The sequence below is a fragment of the Streptomyces araujoniae genome, from assembly GCF_050871195.1.
Taxonomy (GTDB): Bacteria; Actinomycetota; Actinomycetes; order Streptomycetales; family Streptomycetaceae; genus Streptomyces; species Streptomyces bacillaris.
On the sequence record NZ_CP194070.1, the window covers coordinates 5,577,074 to 5,598,863 of the forward strand.

The window sequence follows — 21,790 nt, forward strand, 5'->3', positions numbered from 1 at the left end:
GGTCCGGCCGCTCCCCTCCTCTTCTCACCGCAGTACCGGTTCCAGGGAGCTGTTTTCCATGAGCCCCGAGTCCACAGGGCAGAACAAGCACAACTTCACCGCCTACCGGCGGGAATTCCGCACCTGGCGGGGTAACCGGCCGTTCTGGGCGGGTCTGTTCACCATGCTGGGCGGTGCGCCCATCGCCTACTTCCCGTACGCCGACCTCCGGCTCGGCAATATGACGCTGGCCATGTCCACCACCGCCGGCGCCGGATCCCTCATCATCGGCATCCTGCTGATCACGCTGGGCCTGACCATGTGGTTCCACAGCATCGTCCGGGTCTTCGCCGGTGTGGCGGCCATCCTCCTCGCGCTGATCTCCCTGCCCGTCGCCAACATCGGCGGCTTCCTGGTCGGATTCCTTTTCGCGCTCGTCGGCGGAGCCCTGTCCATTTCCTGGGCGCCGGGCGCACCGGAGGCGGACGAGGAGGCCCCGTACGCGGACCCCTCGCCCCTGGACGAGCGCCGGCCGGAGAGCGGCGAGCACGCCGGGTCCGTCCTGCACGGTGCGACCGTTCCGCAGCAGCAGGTGGGTGACCACGACGCGGCCTCCGGCCATGACGGAGGGACACACCGTGCGGGGTGACGAGCAACAGCAGCCGAAGGCGTACGCGGACGACGGCATCCCGGTCCGCCGAGGGCCCCGTCACGCGGCTCCCAAGAAGTCGCTGCTGGCCAAGTTGCACATGCCGAACGGCAAGAAGGCGCTCGCGCTCGCCGCGATGCCGACCGCCGTCTTCGTGGGCATGGGCCTCACGCCCAAGCTCGCCATGGCCGACGGCAACCCCGACATCCCCTTCGCCCCGGGCCCCTGCGTCACCCGGTCCGACGAGCCGGAGGCCTCCGAGTCCCCGAGCCCCTCCGCCTCCCCGACCCCGTCGGCGACGCCCACGGACGGGCCGGACGGGGGCGGGAGGCCGGGCGAGGACGACGGCGCCACCCCGAAGCCCACGGAGACCGCCCCGGCCGCCGAGGACCCGGCGGACACCGGGAAGCCGGACGAGCGGAAGCCCGACGCCGCACAGCTGCCGGACGCGCAGAAGCCCGCCGGGGAGCCGAGCCCCACCCCCACCCCCACGCCCACCAAGTCGAAGAACCCGCTCGACCCGCTGGGCCTGGGCGACGCCCTCAGGGACCTGTTCAACCCGGACAAGGACAAGGACAAGGCGGAGGAGGAGCCCGAGGAGAAGCCCGCTCCGCCGGCGAGCCCCTCCCCGAGCCCCACGGCGGAGTCCCCGAAGCCGGCGGACCGGCCGAAGACCGACGGGAAGAGCCCGGAGAAGCCGCCGGAGAAGTCCCCGGCGGAGGACGCGGCCGGAAAGACCGCCGACGCCATCCGCGAGGCGGCCGAGAAGGCTGGCCGGAGCGTCGAGGAGCTGCCCGAGGACGCCAAGGGCCTCGACCCCAAGAAGGACGAGGACATACCGGACGGCGCCAAGCCCCGCTTCCCCTGCCCCGTGCCCGACCCGGAGGCGCTCGCCGCCGCGTCCATGGAGCCCGGTATCCCGCTGCTCCCGGCCGAGCCGTGGGTCCTGGAGTCCACGCTGCTCACCCTGAACGGCCTGGACTACAAGGGCATCGTCGAGGTGAAGAAGGCGGACGGCTCCGTCAAGAAGGTGCTGAAGTTCACCGCCAGCTCCATCGACATCAAGGACCTCCACCAGCTCACCGTCGGCCCGGCGGGGACCACGGGCCATGTGAAGTCGCGCCCCGGCTCCACGTCGACCATCCGCAACGGCACGGTGACGATGTACACGGAGGAGCTGAAGGGCAACCTCTTCGGCCTCATCCCGATCACCTTCAACCCGCAGACCCCGCCGCCGCTGAACGTCCCCTTCGCCTTCTTCACCAAGGTCAGGGTGGTCCAGGCCGGCCAGTTCGGCGGCTCGCTCACGGTCCCGGGTCTGAACAACTACCTGGAGCCCGGCCGAAGCTAGCGACACCACCCCCGATCCCGTCCGGGAGCCGCACAGAACCGTGGGCCGTACCCCTCACCAGGGGTACGGCCCACGGTCGTACGGAACAGGGGCTGGGGGACCAGGGGGTGTCCGGTCCTGATCCGCCGGACGCTCCCTAGCCCTCGCCGCCGCCCAGGTGGTGGACCCGGACCATGTTGGTGGTGCCGGGGATGCCGGGGGGCGAGCCGGCGGTGATGACCATCGTGTCACCGGTGTTGTAGCGGTTCAGCTTCAGCAGCTCCGCGTCGACCAGGTCGACCATCGCGTCGGTGTTGTCCGCGTGCGGGACGATGTACGACTCGACGCCCCAGCTCAGGGCGAGCTGGTTGCGGGTGTTCTCGTCCGTGGTGAAGGCCAGGATCGGCTGGGCCACGCGGTAGCGGGAGAGGCGGCGGGCGGTGTCGCCGGACTGGGTGAAGGCGACCAGGGCCTTGCCGTTGAGGAAGTCCGCGATCTCGCAGGCGGCGCGGGCCACCGAACCGCCCTGCGTACGGGGCTTCTTGCCCTGCACCAGCGGCTGGAGGCCCTTGGAGAGCAGCTCCTCCTCGGCGGCGACGACGATCTTCGACATCGTCTTGACCGTCTCGATCGGGTACGCGCCCACCGACGACTCGGCCGAGAGCATGACCGCGTCCGCGCCGTCCAGGATCGCGTTGGCGACGTCGGACGCCTCGGCGCGGGTGGGCCGCGAGTTGGTGATCATCGACTCCATCATCTGGGTCGCCACGATCACCGGCTTGGCGTTGCGGCGGCACAGTTCGATGAGGCGCTTCTGCACCATCGGGACCTTCTCCAGCGGGTACTCCACCGCCAGGTCGCCACGGGCCACCATCACACCGTCGAACGCCATGACGACGCCCTCCATGTGCTCGACCGCCTGCGGCTTCTCCACCTTGGCGATGACGGGGACCCGGCGGCCCTCCTCGTCCATCACCTTGTGCACGTCCTTGACGTCGTTCGCGTCCCGGACGAAGGAGAGGGCGACCAGGTCGCAGCCCATCCGCAGGGCGAAGCGCAGGTCCTCGACGTCCTTCTCGGAGAGGGCCGGGACGTTGACCGCCGCGCCGGGCAGGTTGATGCCCTTGTGGTCGGAGATGACACCGCCCTCGATGACGATGGTCTTCACCCGGGGGCCCTCGACCGCGACGACCTTCAGCTCGACGTTGCCGTCGTTGATCAGGATCGGGTCGCCCTTGACGACATCGCCGGGCAGCCCCTTGTAGGTGGTGCCGCAGATCGACTTGTCGCCGGGGACGTCCTCGGAGGTGATGGTGAACTCGTCCCCGCGGACCAGCTCGACCGGGCCCTCGGCGAACTTCGCCAGCCGGATCTTGGGGCCCTGGAGGTCGGCGAGCACGCCCACGGCGCGGCCGGTCTCGGCGGCCGCCTTGCGGACACGGTCGTAACGGCCCTGGTGTTCCTCGTGGGAGCCGTGGCTGAAGTTGAAACGGGCCACGCTCATGCCGGCCTCGATCAGAGCGACGAGCTGCTCATGGGAGTCGACGGCGGGACCGAGGGTACAGACGATTTTGGAACGGCGCATGAGGCGGATCCTATCGGTTTGTTTCGCTGCGGAATATTCCGTCTGGTGGAAGATACAAAGGGGCGCGGGGGTGCTCAGTTGTCGAGCTGTCCGGCGTCCGGGGCGACGAGCGCGAACGTCTGGTCGGCGATCTCCAGCTCCTCGTCCGTCGGCACCACGGCGACCGCCACCCGTGCGTGCTCCGGCGAGATCAGCCGCGGCTCAACGGACCGTCGGGCGTTGAGCCCGGCGTCCACCGCGAGGCCGAATCCCTCCAGACCCGCGATGGCAGCCTCCCGCACCGGGGCCGAGTTCTCCCCGACCCCCGCCGTGAACGCCACCGCGTCCACCCGGCCGAGCACCGCCGCGTACGCGCCGATGTACTTCTTCAGCCGGTGGATGTAGATGTCGAAGGCGAGCGCGGCCCGCTCGTCGCCCTCGTCGATCCGGCGGCGGATCTCCCGCATGTCGTTGTCGCCGCAGAGCCCGACCAGCCCGCTCCGCTTGTTGAGCAGGACGTCGATCTCGTCCGCCGACATCCCCGCCACCCGCTTGAGGTGGAAGGTGACCGCCGGGTCGATGTCCCCGGAGCGCGTACCCATCACGAGCCCTTCCAAGGGCGTCAGCCCCATGGAGGTCTCCACGCACCGCCCGCCCGCGACCGCCGAGGCGGAGGCCCCGTTGCCCAGGTGCAGCACGATGACGTTGACGTCCTCCGGTGCCTTGCCCAGCAGCTCGGCCGTCCTCCGGGAGACGTACGCGTGGGAGGTGCCGTGGAAGCCGTAGCGGCGGATGCGGTGCGCGTCGGCGGTCTCCACGTCGATCGCGTACCGGGCGGCCGCCTCCGGCATCGTCGTGTGGAACGCCGTGTCGAAGACCGCCACCTGCGGCAGGTCCGGGCGCAGCGCCCGCGCCGTACGGATACCGGTGATGTTGGCCGGGTTGTGCAGCGGGGCCACCGGGACCAGCCGCTCGATCTCCTTCAGCACCTCGTCGGTGACCACGGTCGGCGCGGTGAACCGCAGCCCGCCGTGGACCACCCGGTGGCCGATCGCGGCGAGTTCGGGGGAGTCCAGGCCGAGCCCGTCGGCCGTCAGCTCCTCGGCCGCCGCCCGGAGCGCCGCGCCGTGGTCGGCCATCCGGCCCGTACGCTCCCGGGGCCCGTCGCCGCCGCCGGCCAGCGGGGTGTGCACCAGCCGGGAGGTCTCCTCGCCGATCCGCTCCACCAGCCCGGAGGCGAGGCGCGAGCGGTCGCGCATGTCGAGCAGCTGGTACTTCACCGACGAGGAGCCGGAGTTGAGGACGAGGACGCGGTGCGGTTCCACAGGGGCTGCCGTGCTTTCGTGGTCGGGTGCGGGGGTCGTCATGCGGGGCGCTCCTCGCCCTGCGCCTGGATCGCCGTGATGGCCACCGTGTTGACGATGTCCTGGACGAGCGCCCCCCGGGAGAGGTCGTTGACGGGCTTGCGCAGACCCTGGAGCACCGGGCCGACCGCCACCGCGCCCGCCGAGCGCTGCACGGCCTTGTAGGTGTTGTTGCCGGTGTTGAGGTCCGGGAAGATCAGGACCGTCGCCTGCCCGGCCACCTCGGAGTCCGGGAGCTTGGTCGCCGCGACGGTCGGCTCGACGGCCGCGTCGTACTGGATCGGCCCCTCCACCCGCAGTTCCGGCCGCGAGGCCCGTACCCGCTCGGTGGCCTCGCGCACCTTGTCGACGTCCGCGCCGGAGCCGGAGGTGCCGGTGGAGTACGAGAGCATCGCGATCCGGGGCTCGACGCCGAAGCGGGCCGCCGTCACCGCCGACTGCACCGCGATGTCCGCGAGCTGCTCGGCGTCCGGGTCCGGGTTGACCGCGCAGTCGCCGTACACGAGGACCTTGTCGGCCAGGCACATGAAGAAGACGGACGAGACGATCGAGGCGTCCGGCTTGGTCTTGATGATCTCGAAGGCCGGGCGGATCGTGGCGGCGGTGGAGTGGACCGAGCCGGACACCATTCCGTCGGCCAGCCCCTCCTGCACCATCAGCGTGCCGAAGTAGTTGACGTCCGCCACGGCGTCGTACGCGAGTTCCACCGTCACTCCGCGGTGCGCCCGGAGCTGTGCGTACCGCTCGGCGAACACCTGGCGCAGCTCGGAGGTCTGCGGGTCGATGATCTGGGTCTCGGCGAGGTCGATGCCGAGGTCGGCGGCCTTCTTGCGGATGGTGTCCACATCGCCGAGGAGGGTGAGGTCGCAGACGTCCCGGCGCAGCAGCACGTCCGCCGCGCGCAGCACCCGCTCCTCGGTGCCCTCGGGCAGCACCACGCGCTTGCGGTCGGAGCGGGCCTGCTCCAGCAGCTCGTGCTCGAACATCATCGGCGTGACCCGGCCGCTGCGGGCCACCGAGATCCGCTCCAGCAGGGCACCGGTGTCCACGTGGCGCTCGAAGAGGCCGAGCGCGGTCTCCGCCTTGCGGGGCGTCGCCGCGTTCAACTTGCCTTCCAGGGTGAAGAGTTCGGCCGCGGTGGGGAAGGAGCCACCGGCCACCGAGACGACCGGGGTCCCCGGTGCGAGCCGGGCGGCCAGGGTGAGTATCTCCTCGCCGGGGCGCTCGTTCAGGGTCAGCAGGACGCCCGCGATGGGCGGGGTCCCCGCGCTGTGCGCGGCCAGCGACCCCACCACCAGGTCGGCCCGGTCCCCGGGCGTCACCACCATGCAGCCGGGCGTCAGCGCGTTCAGCAGGTTCGGCAGCATCGCCCCGCCGAAGACGAAGTCCAGCGCGTCGCGCGCCAGCCCCGAGTCGTCCCCGAGCAGCACCGTGCCGTTCAGCGCCGCGGTGACCTGGGCGACGGTCGGGGCGGAGAGCGCCGGGTCGTCCGGCAGCACGGAGACGGGCACCGGCAGCCGGGCCGCCAGCCGCTCGGCTATCGCCGCCCGGTCCTCCGGGGCGACCCGGTTCACCACCATCGCCAGCACGTCGCAGCCCAGGCCCGCGTAGGCGCGGTAGGCGTTGCGGGTCTCGGCGCGCACGGACTCCGCGGTCTGGCCCTTGCCCCCGACGACCGCGATCACCGAGGCGCCGAACTCGTTGGCCAGACGCGCGTTCAGCGCCAGCTCGTCCGGGAGCTGGGTGGCGGCGAAGTCACTGCCGAGGACGAGCACCACCTCGTACTCCCGGGCCACCTGGTGGAACCTCTCGACCAGCAGCGAGACCAGCTCGTCGGTGCCCTTCTCGGCCTGCACGGTGGAGGCCTCGTGGTAGTCCAGGCCGTAGACCGACGCCGGGCTCTGGGAGAGCCGGTAGCGCGCCCGCAGCAGCTCGTAGAGCCGGTCGGGGCCGTCGTGGACCAGCGGACGGAAGACCCCGACCCGGTCCACCTGACGCGTCAGAAGCTCCATGACTCCCAGCTCGACGACCTGCCGGCCGTCCCCCCGGTCGATCCCGGTCACGTACACGCTCCGCGCCACGCGTGCTCTCCCGTCGTTGTGCGCTGCCGCACCCGGGGTCCGGGACGCGGGGGGTCTCCCCGCGCTGTCCCCGGCGTCCCGAGGAATGCGGCATTGGCCTGCATTGACTCTTGACGATACCTGCGCGGGCCGCTATGCCGCCCGCCGGAGTTTCCGCCTCCGGGACCCCCCTACCCGCTCCCGGCCCATCCGCCCCGCCCGGCCGAAAGCGCGGGGTCCGTGCCGGGCGTGAAACAATCGAGCTGGTTCAGGGCACGGAGGCCGCCCCGGTCGGCCTCCCGGAAAAGCGCGACTAGCGAGCAGGAGACACACCTCGATGCGCATCGGAATTCTCACCGCGGGCGGCGACTGCCCCGGCCTGAACGCAGTGATCCGGTCGGTCGTCCACCGCGCCGTCGTGGGCCACGGCGACGAGGTCATCGGCTTCGAGGACGGCTTCAAGGGGCTGCTCGACGGCCACTTCCGTCCCCTCGACCTCAACGCGGTCAGCGGCATCCTGGCCCGCGGCGGCACCATCCTCGGCTCCGCCCGCCTGGAGCGCGACCGGCTGCGCGAGGCCGCCGAGAACTGCGAGGAGCTGGCCCGCCGTTACGACATCGACGCGCTCATCCCGATCGGCGGCGAGGGCACGCTGACGGCGGCCCGGATGCTCTCCGACGCGGGCATGCCGGTCGTCGGCGTCCCGAAGACCATCGACAACGACATCTCCGCCACCGACCGGACCTTCGGCTTCGACACCGCCGTGGGCGTCGCGACCGAGGCCATAGACCGTCTCAAGACGACCGCCGAGTCCCACCAGCGGGTGATGGTCGTCGAGGTCATGGGCCGCCACGCGGGCTGGATCGCGCTGGAGTCCGGGATGGCCGGCGGCGCCCACGGCATCTGCCTGCCCGAGCGCCCCTTCGCGGTCGACGACCTGGTCAAGATGGTCGAGGAGCGGTTCGCCCGGGGCAAGAAGTTCGCCGTCATCTGCGTCGCCGAGGGCGCGCACCCGGCCGAGGGCTCCATGCCGTACGCCAAGGGCGCCATCGACCAGTACGGCCACGAGCGCTTCCAGGGCATCGGCAACCGCCTCGCCGTCGAGCTGGAGACCCGGCTCGGCAAGGAGGCCCGGCCGGTCATCCTCGGCCATGTCCAGCGCGGCGGCACCCCCACCGCGTACGACCGGGTCCTCGCCACCCGCTTCGGCTGGCACGCCGTGGAGGCCGTGCACCGCGGCGACTTCGGCCGGATGACCGCCCTGCGCGGCACCGACATCGCCATGGTCCCGCTCGCGGACGCGGTCACCCAGCTCAAGCGCGTCCCGGTGGCCCGGATGGACGAGGCGGAGTCGGTCTTCTAGCCGCGTGCGCCCGGCCCTCCAGGGGCGTACGTCCGGTTCCGTAGGGGGCTCACACCCCGGCCGTCCGCCAGAACTGGTCCACCACCCGGGCCAGGAACGCCCGTCCCGCGTCGCCCGTCGACCCGGACCGTTCCTGGCCCGTGCTGCTCCAGCTCAGGGTCGAGACCATCAGCGCCTGGTAGTCGGCGTGCAGCTGCTCCAGGACCTCCTGGATCCGGGCCCGCTCCAGCGGGACGATCTTCGCCACCGGGCGGACGTACGCCTGCCAGCGGGTGGTCACCGCACTCGTCAGCAGCTCGGACAGCTCCTCGTCGCGGCCGGTGGCCGTGAGGAACTGGGCCGGTGACAGGCCGAGCGCCCGGCAGAGAGCGGCGGACTGGCGCTCGTTGCCCTTCCAGCGCCCGGTCTCCTCCATGCGCAGGTACGAGGCCCCGGTCATCCCGAGCTGCCGCGCCAGGTCGTCCACCGACAGCTCCCGGCTGAGCCGGTGCTCGCGCAGGGTGGAGGCGGCGGCCAGCAGTTCGCCCGGGGCGCACCAGAGGACGCCGGCCAGGGCGGTCAGCTCGCGTTCGCCGGGGGTCGCGAGGCCGCGCTCCCAGGCGACGACGGTCTCGGCGGGGATGCGGAGTCCGTACTGGGCGGCGAGACCGTAGGCGACATGGCCGGGCGCCATCCCCAGTGCCTCACGGAGTCGGCGCGCGGCGGGGGCGTTGAAGGGCGGGGTGGGGTGCACGGGCCCACCGTAGGAGTCCGCCGACGCCCTGGCTACGGTCTGTCCCGTCCGGAACACGCTTCGTACGAACCTCCTAGCGCGAACCGGGCGGGCGGTACGCAAACAAGCGCCCTACCAGCGCTTTCCTTACTCCGGGTAGCTCCGCCCCGGCGCTACCGTGCGCCCTTGCGGCAAGCGCTTGCCCTGTGGGCGGCGGATGCGGATTCAGCGGCCCCCGGCCAGCCAGCGGTAATGGAGTTCAGGTCGGCCGACCTGCCCATAATGCGGACGGCGCGCCGCGCTCCCCACGGTCACCAGATGCTCCAGATAGCGGCGCGCGGTGATCCGCGAGATCCCGAGCCGCTCCCCGGCGGCCGCCGCCGTCACCCCCTCCGCCGACTCCCGCAGCACCCGGGTCACCGCCTCCAGGGTCGGCCCGCTGAGCCCCTTCGGCAGGGCGGCCGGCTCGGCGACCCGCAGCGCGCCCAGCGCCCGGTCCACCTCCTCCTGCCCGCTCGCCTCTCCGGCGGCGCCCCGGAACTCCGCGTACCGCACCAGGCGGTCCCGCAGCGTGGGGTACGTGAACGGCTTCAGCACGTACTGCACGACCCCCAGCGACACCCCCTCCCGCACCACCGCGAGGTCCCGCGCCGAGGTCACCGCGATCACGTCCGCCCCGTGCCCGGCGGCCCGCAGCGACCGCAGCAGCCCGAGCCCGTGCCCGTCGGGCAGATACAGATCGAGCAGCAGCAGATCGACCGGGGTGCGCTCCAGGACCCGTACGGCCTCCGCCCGGGTGTGGGCGACGGCGGCCACGGTGAAACCGGCCACCCGCTCCACGTACAGCTGGTGCGCGTCGGCGGCCACCGGATCGTCCTCCACCACCAGCACCCGGATCATGCCGTGACCTCCTTCGGACGGACCGGAGCCGTACGGTCCCCGAGCGGCAGCCGTACGGTGAACCGCGCCCCGCCCTCCGGCGCCCGGTCCAGCTCCACCGACCCGCCGTTGCGGTGGGCCGCCTGCCGCACCAGCGCCAGGCCCAGCCCGCGCCCCGCCCCGTGGGTCGACCAGCCGCGCCGGAACACCTCCTCCGCCTCCTCGGGCCCGATGCCCGCCCCGGTGTCCGAGACCCGCAGTAGCAGCTCCCGCCCGTCGGCGAGCGCGGTCACGGTGACCCGGGCCCGCCCGGCTCCCCCCTGCGAGCCCGTACGCTGCCCCGGCACGGCGGCCTCCGGGGCGCCGGGGGCGCCTTCCGCCTCCTCCGCCCCCTCCGAGGCCGCCTCCACCGCGTTGTCGATGAGATTGCCGAGGATCGTCACCAGGTCCCGCTGGGCCAGCGACGGCGGCAGCGCCCCGTCGTCGATCAGGCTGTCCTCCGCCAGTTCCAGCTCGACGCCCCGCTCATGGGCCTGGGCCGCCTTGCCCAGCAGCAGCGCGGCCAGCACCGGCTCCTCCACCGCCCCCACCACCCGGTCGGTCAGCACCTGGGCCAGCTCCAGCTCCGCCGTGGCGAACTCCACGGCCTCCTCCACCCGCCCCAGCTCGATCAGCGACACCACCGTGTGCAGCCGGTTCGCCGCCTCGTGGGCCTGCGAGCGCAGCGCCTGCGTGAAGCCGCGCTCGGAGTCCAGCTCACCGGTGAGCGCCTGGAGCTCCGTGTGGTCCCGCAGGGTCACCACCGTGCCCCGGCGCTCCCCGCCCACCACCGGACGGGTGTTGACCACGACCACCCGCTCCGCCGTCAGATGCAGCTCGTCCACGCGCGCCTCCGACGCCAGCAGCGCCCCGGTGAGCGGTGCGGGCAGATTCAGCTCCGCCACGGTGCGGCCGACCGCCTCCGTCTCCGGGCCGAGCCCCAGCAGCTCCCGCCCCGCGTCGTTGATGAGCGCGATCCGGCGCTGTCCGTCCAGCATCAGCAGCCCCTCGCGCACCGCGTGCAGGGTGGCCTGGTGGTAGTCGTGCAGCCGGCTCAGCTCGGCCGCGTTCATCCCGTGGGTGTGCCGCCGCAGCCGGGCGTTGATCACGTAGGTGCCGATCCCGCCGAGCGCCAGCGCCCCGCCCGCCGCCAGCGCGAGGGCGCCGAGCTGTTCGCGCACCTGCGAGGAGACCCGGTCGACGGTGATGCCCGCGCTGACCAGGCCGATGATCTCCTTGCCGTCGCGGACCGGGGTGACCACCCGTATCGAGGGGCCGAGCGTGCCGGTGTAGGTCTCGGTGAAGGTCGCCCCGGCGAGCGCCTCCTCGGTGTGGCCGAGGAAGGTCTCCCCGATCTGCGCGGTGTCCGGGTGCGTCCACCGCTTCCGGTCGGTGTCCATGATCGTGATGAAGGCGATCCCGGTGTCCCGGCGCACCTGCTCCGCGTACGGCTGGAGCGCGGCGGAGGGGTCCGGGGTGCGGATGGCCTCCCGTACGGAGGGGGAATCGGCCACCGCCAGCGCCGCGGCCCGCACCTGCCGGGCCGCCGTCTGCTCCGCCTGCGAGGAGCCGGAGACGTACGCGAAGACCGCGCACCCGGCCACCACGGCGGCGATCAGCACGACCTGCATGGCGAAGAGCTGCCCGGCCAGGCTGCGGGGGCGGGTACGGGGGAGGCGCATGCCCACAGTCTGCCTCGCCGGACCGCCTGCTCCCCAGTGGCTCGAAAGCGCCCGTGAACGATATGAACGCAAGGGTGACCGGGGTCACAGGGCGGTGGATAGTCACCGGAGCCCCCAGGGACGGGGGCGCACCCCCTGACCGAGCCGAGGAGCCCCACCATGGCTGTGGCAGCCAAACAACGGGACCGCACCCACTACCTGTACATCGCCGTGATCGCCGCCGTGGCGCTCGGCATCCTGGTGGGCTTCGTGGCCCCCGGGGTGGCCGTCGAGCTGAAGCCCATCGGCGCCGGCTTCGTGAACCTGATCAAGATGATGATCTCCCCGATCATCTTCTGCACGATCGTGCTGGGCGTCGGCTCGGTGCGCAAGGCGGCCAAGGTCGGCGCCGTCGGCGGGCTGGCGCTCGGCTACTTCCTCGCCATGTCGACCGTCGCCCTCGCCATCGGCCTGCTGGTCGGCAACTTCCTGGAGCCCGGCTCCACCCTCCACATCACCGAGGCGGCCCGCGCGGCCGGGGAGAAGCAGGCGTCCGGCGCCAGCGAGTCCACGGTGGACTTCCTGCTCGGCATCATCCCGACCACGATCGTCTCGGCCTTCACGGCGGGCGAGGTGCTCCAGACCCTGCTGGTCGCGCTCCTCGCGGGCTTCGCGCTCCAGGCGATGGGCTCGGCGGGCGAGCCGATCATCCGGGGCATCACCCACATCCAGCGGCTCGTCTTCCGCATCCTCGCCATGATCATGTGGGCCGCCCCGGTCGGCGCGTTCGGCGCGATCGCGGCGGTGGTCGGGGAGACCGGGCTCGACGCCCTGAAGTCCCTGGCGATCATCATGATCGGCTTCTACGTCACCTGTGCGCTCTTCGTCTTCGTGGTGCTCGGCGCGATCCTGCGCCTGGTGGCCGGGGTCAACCTGCTCTCGCTGCTGAAGTACCTGGGCCGCGAGTTCCTGCTCATCCTCTCCACCTCCTCCTCGGAGTCGGCCCTGCCGCGGCTCATCGCGAAGATGGAGCACCTGGGGGTCAGCAAGCCGGTCGTCGGCATCACCGTGCCGACCGGCTACTCCTTCAACCTCGACGGCACCGCGATCTACCTCACGATGTCCTCGCTCTTCATCGCCAACGCGATGGGCGACCCGCTGAGCGCGAGCGAGCAGATCTCGCTCCTCATCTTCATGATCATCGCCTCGAAGGGAGCGGCGGGCGTGACCGGCGCCGGCCTCGCCACCCTCGCGGGCGGGCTCCAGTCGCACCGCCCCGAACTGGTCGACGGCGTCGGCCTGATCGTCGGCATCGACCGCTTCATGAGCGAGGCCCGCGCCCTGACCAACTTCGCGGGCAACGCGGTCGCCACGGTCCTGGTCGGCCACTGGACCAAGGAGATCGACAAGGAGCGGGTGGGCCAGGTCCTCGCCGGCCAGATCCCGTTCGACGAGAAGACGCTGGTGGACGACGGTCACGGCGCCCCCGCCGACGTACCCGAGCCGCGCGAGAAGGCGGCCGAGCCCGCCAAGGTCTGACGGGCCCTCCAAGCCACTGCGACACCCCCCACCCAAGGACACCCGTATCCCCCGGTACGGGTGTCCTTGCCGTCCGCGCCCCGGAGGACCGTCCGGGTCGGGCCTCGGGCCGTCCGGCTCAGGCGGGCCGGAACCAGACCGTGGCCAGCGGCGGCAGCGTCAGCGAGATGCTGGCCGGGCGGCCGTGTGCGGGCACCGCCTCCGCCTTCAGCGGCTCCTCGTTGGTCACGCCGCTGCCGCCGTACCGCTCCGCGTCGGTGTTGAGGACCTCCACCCACCCCTCCATCCCGGTCTCCGGCACCCCGAGGCGGTAGTCGTGGCGGACCACCGGGGAGAAGTGCGAGATCGCGAGGAGCGGGGAGCCGTCGGCGTCGTAGCGCAGGAAGGCGAAGACGTTGTCCTCGGCCGCCCCGCCGTCGACCCAGCTGAACCCCTCCGGCACGGTGTCGCGCTGCCAGAGCGCGGGCACCGCCCCGTACACCGCGTTCAGATCACCCACGAGCGTGCGCACGCCCCGGTGGTCGCCGGAGGCGTCGTACGCCGGGTCCAGCAGCCACCAGTCCGGTCCGTGGCTCTCGGACCACTCGGCGCCCTGGGCGAACTCCTGTCCCATGAAGAGGAGTTGCTTGCCCGGGTGGGCCCACATGAAGCCGAGATAGGCGCGGTGGTCAGCGCGCTGCTGCCACCAGTCGCCGGGCATCTTCGCCACCAGCGCCCGCTTGCCGTGCACCACCTCGTCGTGCGAGATCGGCAGGACGTAGTTCTCGCTGTAGGCGTACACCATCGAGAACGTCATCTCGTTGTGGTGGTACTTGCGGTGCACCGGCTCCTTGGACACGTAGACCAGCGAGTCGTGCATCCAGCCCATGTTCCACTTCAGCCCGAAGCCCAGGCCGCCGCTGTCGGTGGGCCGGGTGACCCCGTCCCAGGCGGTGGACTCCTCCGCGATGGTGACGACGCCCGGGTTGCGGCGGTAGACCGTGGCGTTCATCTCCTGGAGGAAGGCGACCGCGTCCAGGTTCTCCCGCCCGCCGAACTCGTTGGGCGACCACTGGCCGTCCTCGCGGGAGTAGTCGAGGTAGAGCATCGAGGCGACTGCGTCGACCCGCAGTCCGTCGATGTGGAACTCCTCGCACCAGTATGTCGCGTTGGCGACCAGGAAGTTGCGCACCTCCGTGCGGCCGTAGTCGAACTCCAGCGTCCCCCAGTCCGGGTGCGCGGCCCGCTGCGGGTCGGCGTGCTCGTACAGCGGACGCCCGTCGAACTCCGCCAACGCCCACTCGTCGCGCGGGAAATGGGCCGGGACCCAGTCCATGATGACGCCGATGCCCGCCCGGTGCAGGGCGTCCACCAGGAACCGGAAGTCGTCCGGGGTCCCCATCCGTGAGGTCGGGGCGTAGAACCCGGTGACCTGGTAGCCCCAGGAGCCGCCGAAGGGGTGCTCCGCGACCGGCATCAGCTCCACATGCGTGAAGCCCAGGTCCTTGACGTACGAGGGGAGCTGCTCGGCGAGCTGGCGATAGGTCAGGCCGGGTCGCCAGGAGGCGAGGTGGATCTCGTACACCGAGAACGGGGCCTCGTGGACCGGGCGGTCGCCCCGGTGCGCCATCCAGTCCGCGTCCTGCCACTCGTGGTGCTCGGCGGTGACGATCGACGCCGTCGCGGGCGGGACCTCGGTGCGGCGGGCCATCGGGTCGGCCCGGACCGTGTGCGAGCCGTCCGGGCGGCAGATGTCGAACTTGTAGAGCGCGCCCTCCCCGATCCCGGGCAGGAACAGCTCCCACACCCCGGACGAACCGAGCGACCGCATCGGCGTGCCCGTGCCGTCCCAGTAGGTGAAGTCGCCGGTCACCCGCACCCCGCGCGCGTTCGGCGCCCACACGGTGAACCGGGTCCCGGCCACCCCCTGGTGGACCATCGGCTCCGAGCCAAGCGCCCGCCACAGCTCCTCGTGCCGGCCCTCCCCGATCAGATGGAGATCCAGCTCGCCGAGGGCGGGCAGGAAGCGGTACGGGTCGTCGACCTCGATGGTGTTGTCGTCGTACGCGACCCGGAGCCGGTAGACGGGCACCTCCTTCACCGGCAGCACCCCGGAGAAGAACCCGTCGCCGTCGTCGTGGAGTTCGGTCCGCGCCCCCTCGGCCAGCACCGTGACCGACCGGGCGTACGGGCGCAGCGCCCGGACCAGCACCCCGCCCGGGACCGCCCGGGCGCCGAGCACGCCGTGCGGGTCGTGGTGGTCACCGGCCAGCAGCCGGCCGCGGTCGGCGGGGTCCAGAGCCGGGGCGGGCCGGGCGCTCCCGTCGCCGGCCTGCCGGGGGAGCGGGGGGACGGCGTCCGTACGCCGGGGGCGGGAGCGCTTGGCGGGGGCGGCGGTCTCGGCGGCTGCCGGAGCGGCGGCCCGCGCCTTCGCCTTCGCCTTCACGGAAGCGGAAGCGGACACGGAAGCGGGAGCAGGAGCGGCGGCCGGCGCCGACGTGGCTGCCGGAGCCGGAGCCGGAGCCGGAGCCGGTGCCGATGCCGGAGTCGGTCCGGTCGGCTGTGCGGCCTCCACGCCCACGGCCTCGGCAGGCGCATCGGCGGTGGTGGCTTCGGCGGCTGCGGACTTGGCGCGGGGTGCCTTGCGGGACGGCTTGCGGGCGGTCACAGGGACAGCCTCCTCGGGAGCTCGGGGGAGGAAGGGGAGAGGGTGCGGGCGGGCGTGGCCCGGGATCAGGCCGCGGCGGACTGGGCCAGGCGCTGGATGGCGGCCATCGGGACCGGCAGCCAGTCGGGGCGGTGCCGGGCCTCGTACACCACCTCGTACACCGCCTTGTCGGTCTCATGGGCGCGCAGCAGCTCCGGCTCACCGCGCGGATCGGTGCCGGACGCCAGCGCGTACCCCTCGCAGTAGGCGGCACGGCAGCGGGCGGCCCACTCCGGGTTCCACGGGCGGTGCGAGCGGGCCGCGTAGTCGAAGGAGCGCAGCATCCCCGCCACATCGCGGACCGGGGGTGCCGGGCGGCGGCGCTCGTCCAGCGGGCGGGCCGGTTCGCCCTCGAAGTCGATCAGCGACCAGAACCCGTCGGGGGAGCGGAGCGCCTGGCCGAGGTGGAGGTCGCCGTGGACCCGCTGCTGCGCCCAGCCGCCGCCCCGGTGGCCGAGCGCGGTGACGGCGTCGAACGCGGTGCGCAGGGCGGGGACGTACGGGACGAGGGCGGGCACCGCGTCGGCGGCGGCCTCCAGGCGCTGGACCATCCGGGCGACCAGCTGCCGGGTCTGGGTGCCGTGCAGCGCCGGGGTGGGCAGCGCCTTGGCGAGGGCGGTGTGCACCTCGGCGGTGGCCCGGCCCAGCGCCCGCGCCTCGGGGACGAAGTCGCGGCCCGCCGTGAGCGCGGTCAGAGCGAGCTGCCAGCCGTCCCGGGCGCCGTGCAGGAAGGGCTGGAGCACACCGAGGGTGAGCGGTTCGGGGCCGGGGGCCTCGAACCAGGCGATCGGGGCGGGGACGCGTTCGCACCCCTCGCGGGCCAGGGCGAGCGGCAGCTCCAGATCCGGGTTGGCTCCGGGGAAGACCCGGCGGAAGATCTTGAGGATGAACGCATCGCCGTAGACCAGCGAGGAGTTGGACTGTTCGGCGTCCAGCACCCGGGGCGCCAGCCCGGCCGGGATCGCGGCGGTCCGTTCGAAGCGGAGGGCGCCGAGCGTGCCGGGGCGGCGGAACCGTTCCAGCAGAAGGCCCGCCAGCCGCGGGTCGTGCAGCGCGTCGTACGCCGTCAGTCCGGCCAGCGGCCCGTGTTCGACCCGGCCGATCAGGGCCGCGGCGAGCGTGGTCGGCAGCGATGTCCGTACGCCGATGAGGAGTTGGTAGCAGTCGTCCGCCGGGCGGGCGGACCGCTCGGGCTGCTCGGCCCGGACCAGGAGGTGGAGGAGGCCCGGCCCCGCGGTGCCGTCCAGCGGCAGCATCTCGGTGGCCGAGACCAGTGAGAAGCCGGTGACCGGCCGCCCCTTGCCGGCGAACCACCGCTGCCGGGGCAGCCAGGCGTGCAGCAGAGGGGCGAGGGACGGCAGCAGGGTGCCGTCCACGGTACTGCTCTGGGTCGCGCTGTTCCTTGTGCTCGTCGTGGTCTTCGCCAGGGCGACGTGACTGGATGCAGCCTCCGACATGGCATCGCGTCCTTTCCCCGGGCACACAGGATGCGAAGAGTGTCCCGGATTGCGGCAATGGCTGTCCGGCTGTGCGGGACGTGTCGGGAGAGGAAGGTCCGTACGGACTCGAACGGCGGAACCGGGAAAGGCCGAAGGCGGGGGAACCGTGAAGGCCCAAGGCCTTTCGTTTCGGTCAGAGTGCCCCGTGCGGGACGGGGGAAACCGCCCCGCACGAGCTGTCGGCCACCCTCGGGCCGACGCGGCCGTCCATCAGGCCGGCGGCGCGTCCTTGCGCAGCCGGAACCAGTAGAAGCCGTGTCCCGCCAGGGTCAGCAGGTAGGGCCACTGGCCGATGGCCGGGAAGCGCACCCCGCCGATCAGCTCCACCGGATGGCGTCCGTTGAACGACCGCAGATCCAGCTCGGTGGGCTGGGCGAACCGCGAGAAGTTGTGCACGCACAGGACCAGGTCGTCCTTGTACTCACGGGTGAACGCCAGCACCGCCGGGTTGGACGAGGGCAGTTCGGTGTACTCGCCCAGCCCGAAGGCCGGGTTCTGCTTGCGGATCTCGATCATCCGCCGGGTCCAGTGCAGCAGCGAGGACGGCGACGCCATCGACGCCTCCACGTTGGTGACCTGGTAGCCGTAGACCGGGTCCATGATCGTGGGGAGGTAGAGCCGCCCCGGATCGCTGGAGGAGAACCCGGCGTTGCGGTCGGGCGTCCACTGCATCGGGGTGCGGACCGCGTCCCGGTCGCCCAGCCAGATGTTGTCGCCCATCCCGATCTCGTCCCCGTAGTAGAGGATCGGGGAGCCGGGCAGCGACAGCAGCAGGGCGGTGAACAGCTCGATCTGGTTGCGGTCGTTGTCCAGCAGCGGGGCCAGCCGCCGGCGGATGCCGATGTTGGCGCGCATCCGCGGGTCCTTGGCGTACTCCGCGTACATGTAGTCGCGCTCTTCGTCCGTGACCATTTCGAGGGTCAGCTCGTCGTGGTTGCGGAGGAAGATGCCCCACTGGCAGTTCTTCGGGATCGCCGGGGTCTTGGCGAGGATCTCGGAGACCGGGTAGCGGCTCTCGCGGCGCACCGCCATGAAGATGCGCGGCATGACGGGGAAGTGGAACGCCATGTGGCACTCGTCGCCGCCCGCCTCGTAGTCGCCGAAGTAGTCGACGACGTCCTCGGGCCACTGGTTGGCCTCGGCGAGGAGCACGGTGTCCGGGTAGTTGGCGTCGATCTCCTTGCGGACCCGCTTGAGGAAGTGGTGGGTCTCGGGGAGGTTCTCGCAGTTGGTGCCCTCGCGCTGGTAGAGGTAGGGCACCGCGTCGACCCGGAAGCCGTCGATACCCAGGTCCAGCCAGAAGCGGAGCGCCGCCAGGATCTCCTCCTGGACCGCCGGGTTCTCGTAGTTGAGGTCCGGCTGGTGGGAGAAGAAGCGGTGCCAGTAGTACTGCTTGCGCACCGGGTCGAAGGTCCAGTTCGACGTCTCGGTGTCGACGAAGATGATCCGGGCGTCCTGGAACTGTTTGTCGTCGTCCGCCCAGACGTAGTAGTCGCCGTACGGCCCGTCCGGGTCCGTGCGGGACTGCTGGAACCACTCGTGCTGGTCGCTCGTGTGGTTCATGACGAAGTCGATGATGACGCGCATGCCGCGCTGGTGGGCGGCGTCCACGAACTCGACGAAGTCGGCGAGGTCACCGAACTCCGGCAGGACCGCGGTGTAGTCGGAGACGTCGTAACCGCCGTCGCGCAGCGGGGACTTGAAGAACGGTGGCAGCCAGAGGCAGTCGACACCGAGCCACTGGAGATAGTCCAGTTTGGCGGTGATGCCCTTGAGGTCGCCGATTCCGTCGCCGTTGGAGTCCTGGAAGGACCGGACGAGCACCTCGTAGAAGACGGCTCGCTTGAACCAGTCGGGATCGCGGTCCTTGGCGGGAGTGTCCTCGAACGTGTCGTGGACAGGCTCATTGACGATCATGGTGTGGGTGACCCTCCGGTCGGCGGGGACGGTCGCAGGACGGCGATGTGCGCGGGCGTGATGCCCGGCTCTAGGCGCACATAGAAGGTCCTGCCCCAGTGATAGGTGTCGCCGGTGAGCTGATCGCGCACCGGTACGCGCTCGTGCCCTTCGAGGCCGAGCCGCTCCATGTCCAACGAGACCGTGGCCTCCTGGGTGTGGTGAGGGTCGAGGTTCACGACCACCAGAACGGTGTTCGACCCCGAGCGCTTGCTGTAGACGAGCAGCGACTCGTTGTCGACGTGGTGGAAGTGGACGTCACGCAGCTGCCGGAGCGCGGGGTTGTGGCGTCGGATCCGGTTGAGCGAGGTGATCAGGGGGGTCAGCGTGCGGCCCTCGCGCTCGGCCGACTCCCAGTCCCTCGGGCGCAGTTCGTACTTCTCCGAGTGCAGGTACTCCTCACTCCCCGGCTTGGCCGGGGTGTTCTCGCACAGCTCGAACCCCGCGTACACGCCCCAGCTGGGGGAGAGGGTCGCGGCGAGCACGGCCCGCGCCTCGAAGGCCGGGCGGCCGCCGTGCTGGAGGTACCCCGGCAGGATGTCCGGGGTGTTCACGAAGAAGTTGGGCCGCATGTACGAGGCGGCCTCGCCCGCCAGCTCCGTGACGTACTCCGTCAGCTCCCGCTTGGTGTTCCGCCAGGTGAAGTACGTGTACGACTGCTGGAACCCGACCGCGCCCAGGGTGTGCATCATCGCCGGGCGGGTGAACGCCTCCGCCAGGAAGACGACATCGGGGTCGGAGCCGTTGATCTCCGCGATGACCTTCTCCCAGAACACCACCGGCTTGGTGTGCGGGTTGTCGACGCGGAAGATACGGACGCCGTGGTCCATCCAGAAGCGCAGGACCCGTACGGTCTCCGCCACCAGACCGCGCATGTCCTGGTCGAAGGCGATCGGATAGATGTCCTGGTACTTCTTCGGCGGGTTCTCGGCGTACGCGATCGAGCCGTCGGGGCGGTGGTGGAACCAGTCCGGGTGGTCTTTCACCCACGGGTGGTCCGGCGAGCACTGGAGCGCGAAGTCGAGCGCGATCTCCATCCGCAGATTGCGGGCCACCTCCACGAAGTGGTCGAAGTCCGCCAGCGTCCCCAGCTCCGGGTGGACCGCGTCGTGCCCGCCGTCCGGCGAACCGATCGCCCACGGCACGCCCGGATCGTGCTCACCGGCCGTGAGGGTGTTGTCCGGGCCCTTGCGGTGGGTGGTCCCGATCGGGTGGATCGGGGGCAGGTACACGACATCGAACCCCATGGCGGCGACCGCCGGCAGCCGCTCGGCCGCCGTACGGAAGGTGCCGCTCACCAGGCGGGTCGGTGCGTCCGGCGAGGTGTCGGAGGGGTCCACCGGCACCCGCTTCGCGCCCTCCGAGCGAGGGAACAGCTCGTACCACGATCCGTACAGCGCCCGCTCGCGCTCCACGCGCACCGCCAGCGGCTTGGACCGGGTGACCAGTTCGCGCAGCGGATGGCGGGCGAGCACGGCCTCGGCGGCCGGGGTCCAGGCGGCGGCCAGCCGGGCGGCCGGGGCGTGCGCGGTGTCGCGCAGCGCGTCCACGGCGGCGAGGACCGCCTCCCGGCCGCTCTTCTTCGGCACCCCGGCGGCGGCCCGCTCCAGCAGGGCCGCGCCCTCCGCCAGCACCAGATCGGTGTCGATCCCCGCCGGGATCTTGATCGCCGCGTGGTGGCGCCAGGTGGTGACCGGATCGCTCCAGGCCTCCACCGTGTACGTCCACCGCCCCTCGGCGGTCGGCGTCACCTCGGCGCCCCACCGGTCCGTGCCCGGGGCCAGTTCGCGCATCGGGGTCCACGGTCCCACCCGTCCGCTCGGATCGCGCAGCACGACGTTGGCCGCCACCGCGTCATGGCCTTCGCGGAAGACGGTGGCGGTGACCTCGAAGGTCTCACCGACGACGGCCTTCGCCGCCCGTCTGCCGCAGTCGACGAGGGGACGGACGTCGAGGACGGGAATTCGACCGATCATGGAATCACCTGGGGGCTGGAGGAGCTCGGTGTGCACGGGTGACGGCACGGAAGCGGAGGACCGACCGCGCGTGCCGCGATGATGGGGATCTGTCCTTTGTAGCTGCTCGGCTCTGTGCTGACGGGCTGTGGGCATGGCCGCTCCTGTCCGCGTTCACTCGAATGGCACTCGAATGGGTGGGTCGCGGGGGTTTCGCGCATGTTTCGACTGCATCGGGAGGGCGTGCGGGCCGGGTCCGACTGCGTACCGGACGTACGCGGAAAGCCTTCCCCGCACGTGTTCACGGGAAATCCGGCGCTGTGTTAACTACTCGGTCGTAACCGCCGGTCGTAACCGCCGGTCGTGCCCCGGTCGCGCCCCGGTCCGGTCCGGTCGCGCCCGGCGCGTGCGCCCCGGTGGGCGTACGGAGCCCGCGGCGCCCTCACAGGTTCCGGATACCCGCTCTGCGGCGCCACACGGCAGCCTTCCCTGTGACACGAAGGTCCACAAGGCTGCGTACGGGCAGGAAATCGGCCAAACCCGCAGGTGAAGGGT

At 71.7% G+C, this 21,790-nt stretch carries 14 protein-coding genes; 4 read left to right on the forward strand and 10 right to left on the reverse strand.

What is annotated here, in order from left to right:
* The first annotated feature begins 58 nt into the window (after positions 1-58).
* Positions 59-628, forward strand: a complete 570-nt coding sequence (locus tag ACQ9ZG_RS24205; protein WP_109914800.1) for a DUF6114 domain-containing protein — start codon at positions 59-61, stop codon at positions 626-628.
* Positions 618-1,979, forward strand: coding sequence for a hypothetical protein (locus ACQ9ZG_RS24210; RefSeq protein ID WP_109914799.1), 1,362 nt, complete (start codon positions 618-620; stop codon positions 1,977-1,979). The genes ACQ9ZG_RS24205 and ACQ9ZG_RS24210 overlap by 11 nt, the downstream gene beginning before the upstream one ends.
* A 136-nt stretch (positions 1,980-2,115) precedes the next feature.
* Here the strand turns inward: ACQ9ZG_RS24210 and pyk are convergent, their stop codons facing one another.
* The 3 genes from pyk to pta form a co-directional block, all read right to left on the reverse strand.
* Positions 2,116-3,543 (reverse strand): pyruvate kinase, encoded by a 1,428-nt coding sequence (gene pyk / locus ACQ9ZG_RS24215; protein WP_028416420.1) that lies wholly within the window; start codon positions 3,541-3,543, stop codon positions 2,116-2,118.
* 74 nt (positions 3,544-3,617) lie between these two features.
* The gene (locus ACQ9ZG_RS24220; RefSeq protein WP_499281221.1) at positions 3,618-4,889 is read right to left on the reverse strand and encodes an acetate kinase; all 1,272 of its coding nucleotides are present in this window, start codon (positions 4,887-4,889) and stop codon (positions 3,618-3,620) included.
* Entirely contained in the window at positions 4,886-6,967 is a 2,082-nt protein-coding gene (gene pta / locus ACQ9ZG_RS24225; RefSeq protein WP_028416422.1) for a phosphate acetyltransferase, read from the reverse strand. The genes ACQ9ZG_RS24220 and pta overlap by 4 nt, the downstream gene beginning before the upstream one ends.
* A 316-nt stretch (positions 6,968-7,283) precedes the next feature.
* Here pta and ACQ9ZG_RS24230 point away from each other — a divergent pair, with 316 nt between their 5' ends.
* Positions 7,284-8,309: an ATP-dependent 6-phosphofructokinase gene (locus ACQ9ZG_RS24230; protein ID WP_018492242.1), complete on the forward strand. Its 1,026-nt coding sequence runs from the start codon at positions 7,284-7,286 to the stop codon at positions 8,307-8,309.
* A gap of 49 nt (positions 8,310-8,358) precedes the next feature.
* Here the strand turns inward: ACQ9ZG_RS24230 and ACQ9ZG_RS24235 are convergent, their stop codons facing one another.
* The 3 genes from ACQ9ZG_RS24235 to ACQ9ZG_RS24245 form a co-directional block, all read right to left on the reverse strand.
* Positions 8,359-8,982: a helix-turn-helix domain-containing protein gene (locus ACQ9ZG_RS24235; protein ID WP_018492243.1), complete on the reverse strand. Its 624-nt coding sequence runs from the start codon at positions 8,980-8,982 to the stop codon at positions 8,359-8,361.
* Between the two features lie 264 nt (positions 8,983-9,246).
* Complete coding sequence (locus tag ACQ9ZG_RS24240; RefSeq protein ID WP_028416424.1) at positions 9,247-9,921, reverse strand: response regulator; 675 nt, start codon at positions 9,919-9,921, stop codon at positions 9,247-9,249.
* A complete protein-coding gene (locus ACQ9ZG_RS24245; protein ID WP_028416425.1) occupies positions 9,918-11,621 on the reverse strand; it encodes a sensor histidine kinase in 1,704 nt (567 codons plus the stop codon). The genes ACQ9ZG_RS24240 and ACQ9ZG_RS24245 overlap by 4 nt, the downstream gene beginning before the upstream one ends.
* A gap of 159 nt (positions 11,622-11,780) precedes the next feature.
* On the opposite strand from ACQ9ZG_RS24245, the gene ACQ9ZG_RS24250 reads away from it, so the two are divergent.
* The gene (locus ACQ9ZG_RS24250; RefSeq protein WP_026238270.1) at positions 11,781-13,139 is read left to right on the forward strand and encodes a cation:dicarboxylate symporter family transporter; all 1,359 of its coding nucleotides are present in this window, start codon (positions 11,781-11,783) and stop codon (positions 13,137-13,139) included.
* A 118-nt stretch (positions 13,140-13,257) separates the two neighbouring features.
* Here ACQ9ZG_RS24250 and glgB read toward each other — a convergent pair whose 3' ends face one another.
* The 4 genes from glgB to ACQ9ZG_RS24270 form a co-directional block, all read right to left on the reverse strand.
* Entirely contained in the window at positions 13,258-15,786 is a 2,529-nt protein-coding gene (gene glgB, locus ACQ9ZG_RS24255) for a 1,4-alpha-glucan branching enzyme (protein WP_499281222.1), read from the reverse strand.
* A 65-nt stretch (positions 15,787-15,851) separates the two neighbouring features.
* The gene (locus tag ACQ9ZG_RS24260) at positions 15,852-17,282 is read right to left on the reverse strand and encodes a maltokinase N-terminal cap-like domain-containing protein (protein WP_499281223.1); all 1,431 of its coding nucleotides are present in this window, start codon (positions 17,280-17,282) and stop codon (positions 15,852-15,854) included.
* Between the two features lie 252 nt (positions 17,283-17,534).
* Positions 17,535-19,241, reverse strand: a complete 1,707-nt coding sequence (gene treS, locus ACQ9ZG_RS24265) for a maltose alpha-D-glucosyltransferase (RefSeq protein WP_018492249.1) — start codon at positions 19,239-19,241, stop codon at positions 17,535-17,537.
* Positions 19,238-21,256 carry an alpha-1,4-glucan--maltose-1-phosphate maltosyltransferase gene (locus ACQ9ZG_RS24270; protein ID WP_499281224.1) on the reverse strand — a complete coding sequence of 673 codons (2,019 nt, stop codon included), beginning with the start codon at positions 21,254-21,256 and terminating at the stop codon, positions 19,238-19,240. Before ACQ9ZG_RS24270 ends, treS begins: the two co-directional genes overlap by 4 nt.
* Between the last annotated feature and the right edge of the window lie 534 nt (positions 21,257-21,790).

Excerpts from the sequence above, each read along its gene's own strand:
- ACQ9ZG_RS24230 (WP_018492242.1), top strand. The coding sequence starts at position 7,284 with ATGCGCATCGGAATTCTCACCGCGGGCGGCGACTGCCCCGGCCTGAAC.
- ACQ9ZG_RS24205 (WP_109914800.1), top strand. The coding sequence starts at position 59 with ATGAGCCCCGAGTCCACAGGGCAGAACAAGCACAACTTCACCGCCTAC.
- ACQ9ZG_RS24260 (WP_499281223.1), bottom strand. The coding sequence starts at position 17,282 with ATGTCGGAGGCTGCATCCAGTCACGTCGCCCTGGCGAAGACCACGACG.
- ACQ9ZG_RS24240 (WP_028416424.1), bottom strand. The coding sequence starts at position 9,921 with ATGATCCGGGTGCTGGTGGTGGAGGACGATCCGGTGGCCGCCGACGCG.
- pyk (WP_028416420.1), bottom strand. The coding sequence starts at position 3,543 with ATGCGCCGTTCCAAAATCGTCTGTACCCTCGGTCCCGCCGTCGACTCC.
- ACQ9ZG_RS24245 (WP_028416425.1), bottom strand. The coding sequence starts at position 11,621 with ATGCGCCTCCCCCGTACCCGCCCCCGCAGCCTGGCCGGGCAGCTCTTC.
- ACQ9ZG_RS24220 (WP_499281221.1), bottom strand. The coding sequence starts at position 4,889 with ATGACGACCCCCGCACCCGACCACGAAAGCACGGCAGCCCCTGTGGAA.
- ACQ9ZG_RS24235 (WP_018492243.1), bottom strand. The coding sequence starts at position 8,982 with ATGGCGCCCGGCCATGTCGCCTACGGTCTCGCCGCCCAGTACGGACTC.
- ACQ9ZG_RS24250 (WP_026238270.1), top strand. The coding sequence starts at position 11,781 with ATGGCTGTGGCAGCCAAACAACGGGACCGCACCCACTACCTGTACATC.
- ACQ9ZG_RS24270 (WP_499281224.1), bottom strand. The coding sequence starts at position 21,256 with ATGATCGGTCGAATTCCCGTCCTCGACGTCCGTCCCCTCGTCGACTGC.
- treS (WP_018492249.1), bottom strand. The coding sequence starts at position 19,241 with ATGATCGTCAATGAGCCTGTCCACGACACGTTCGAGGACACTCCCGCC.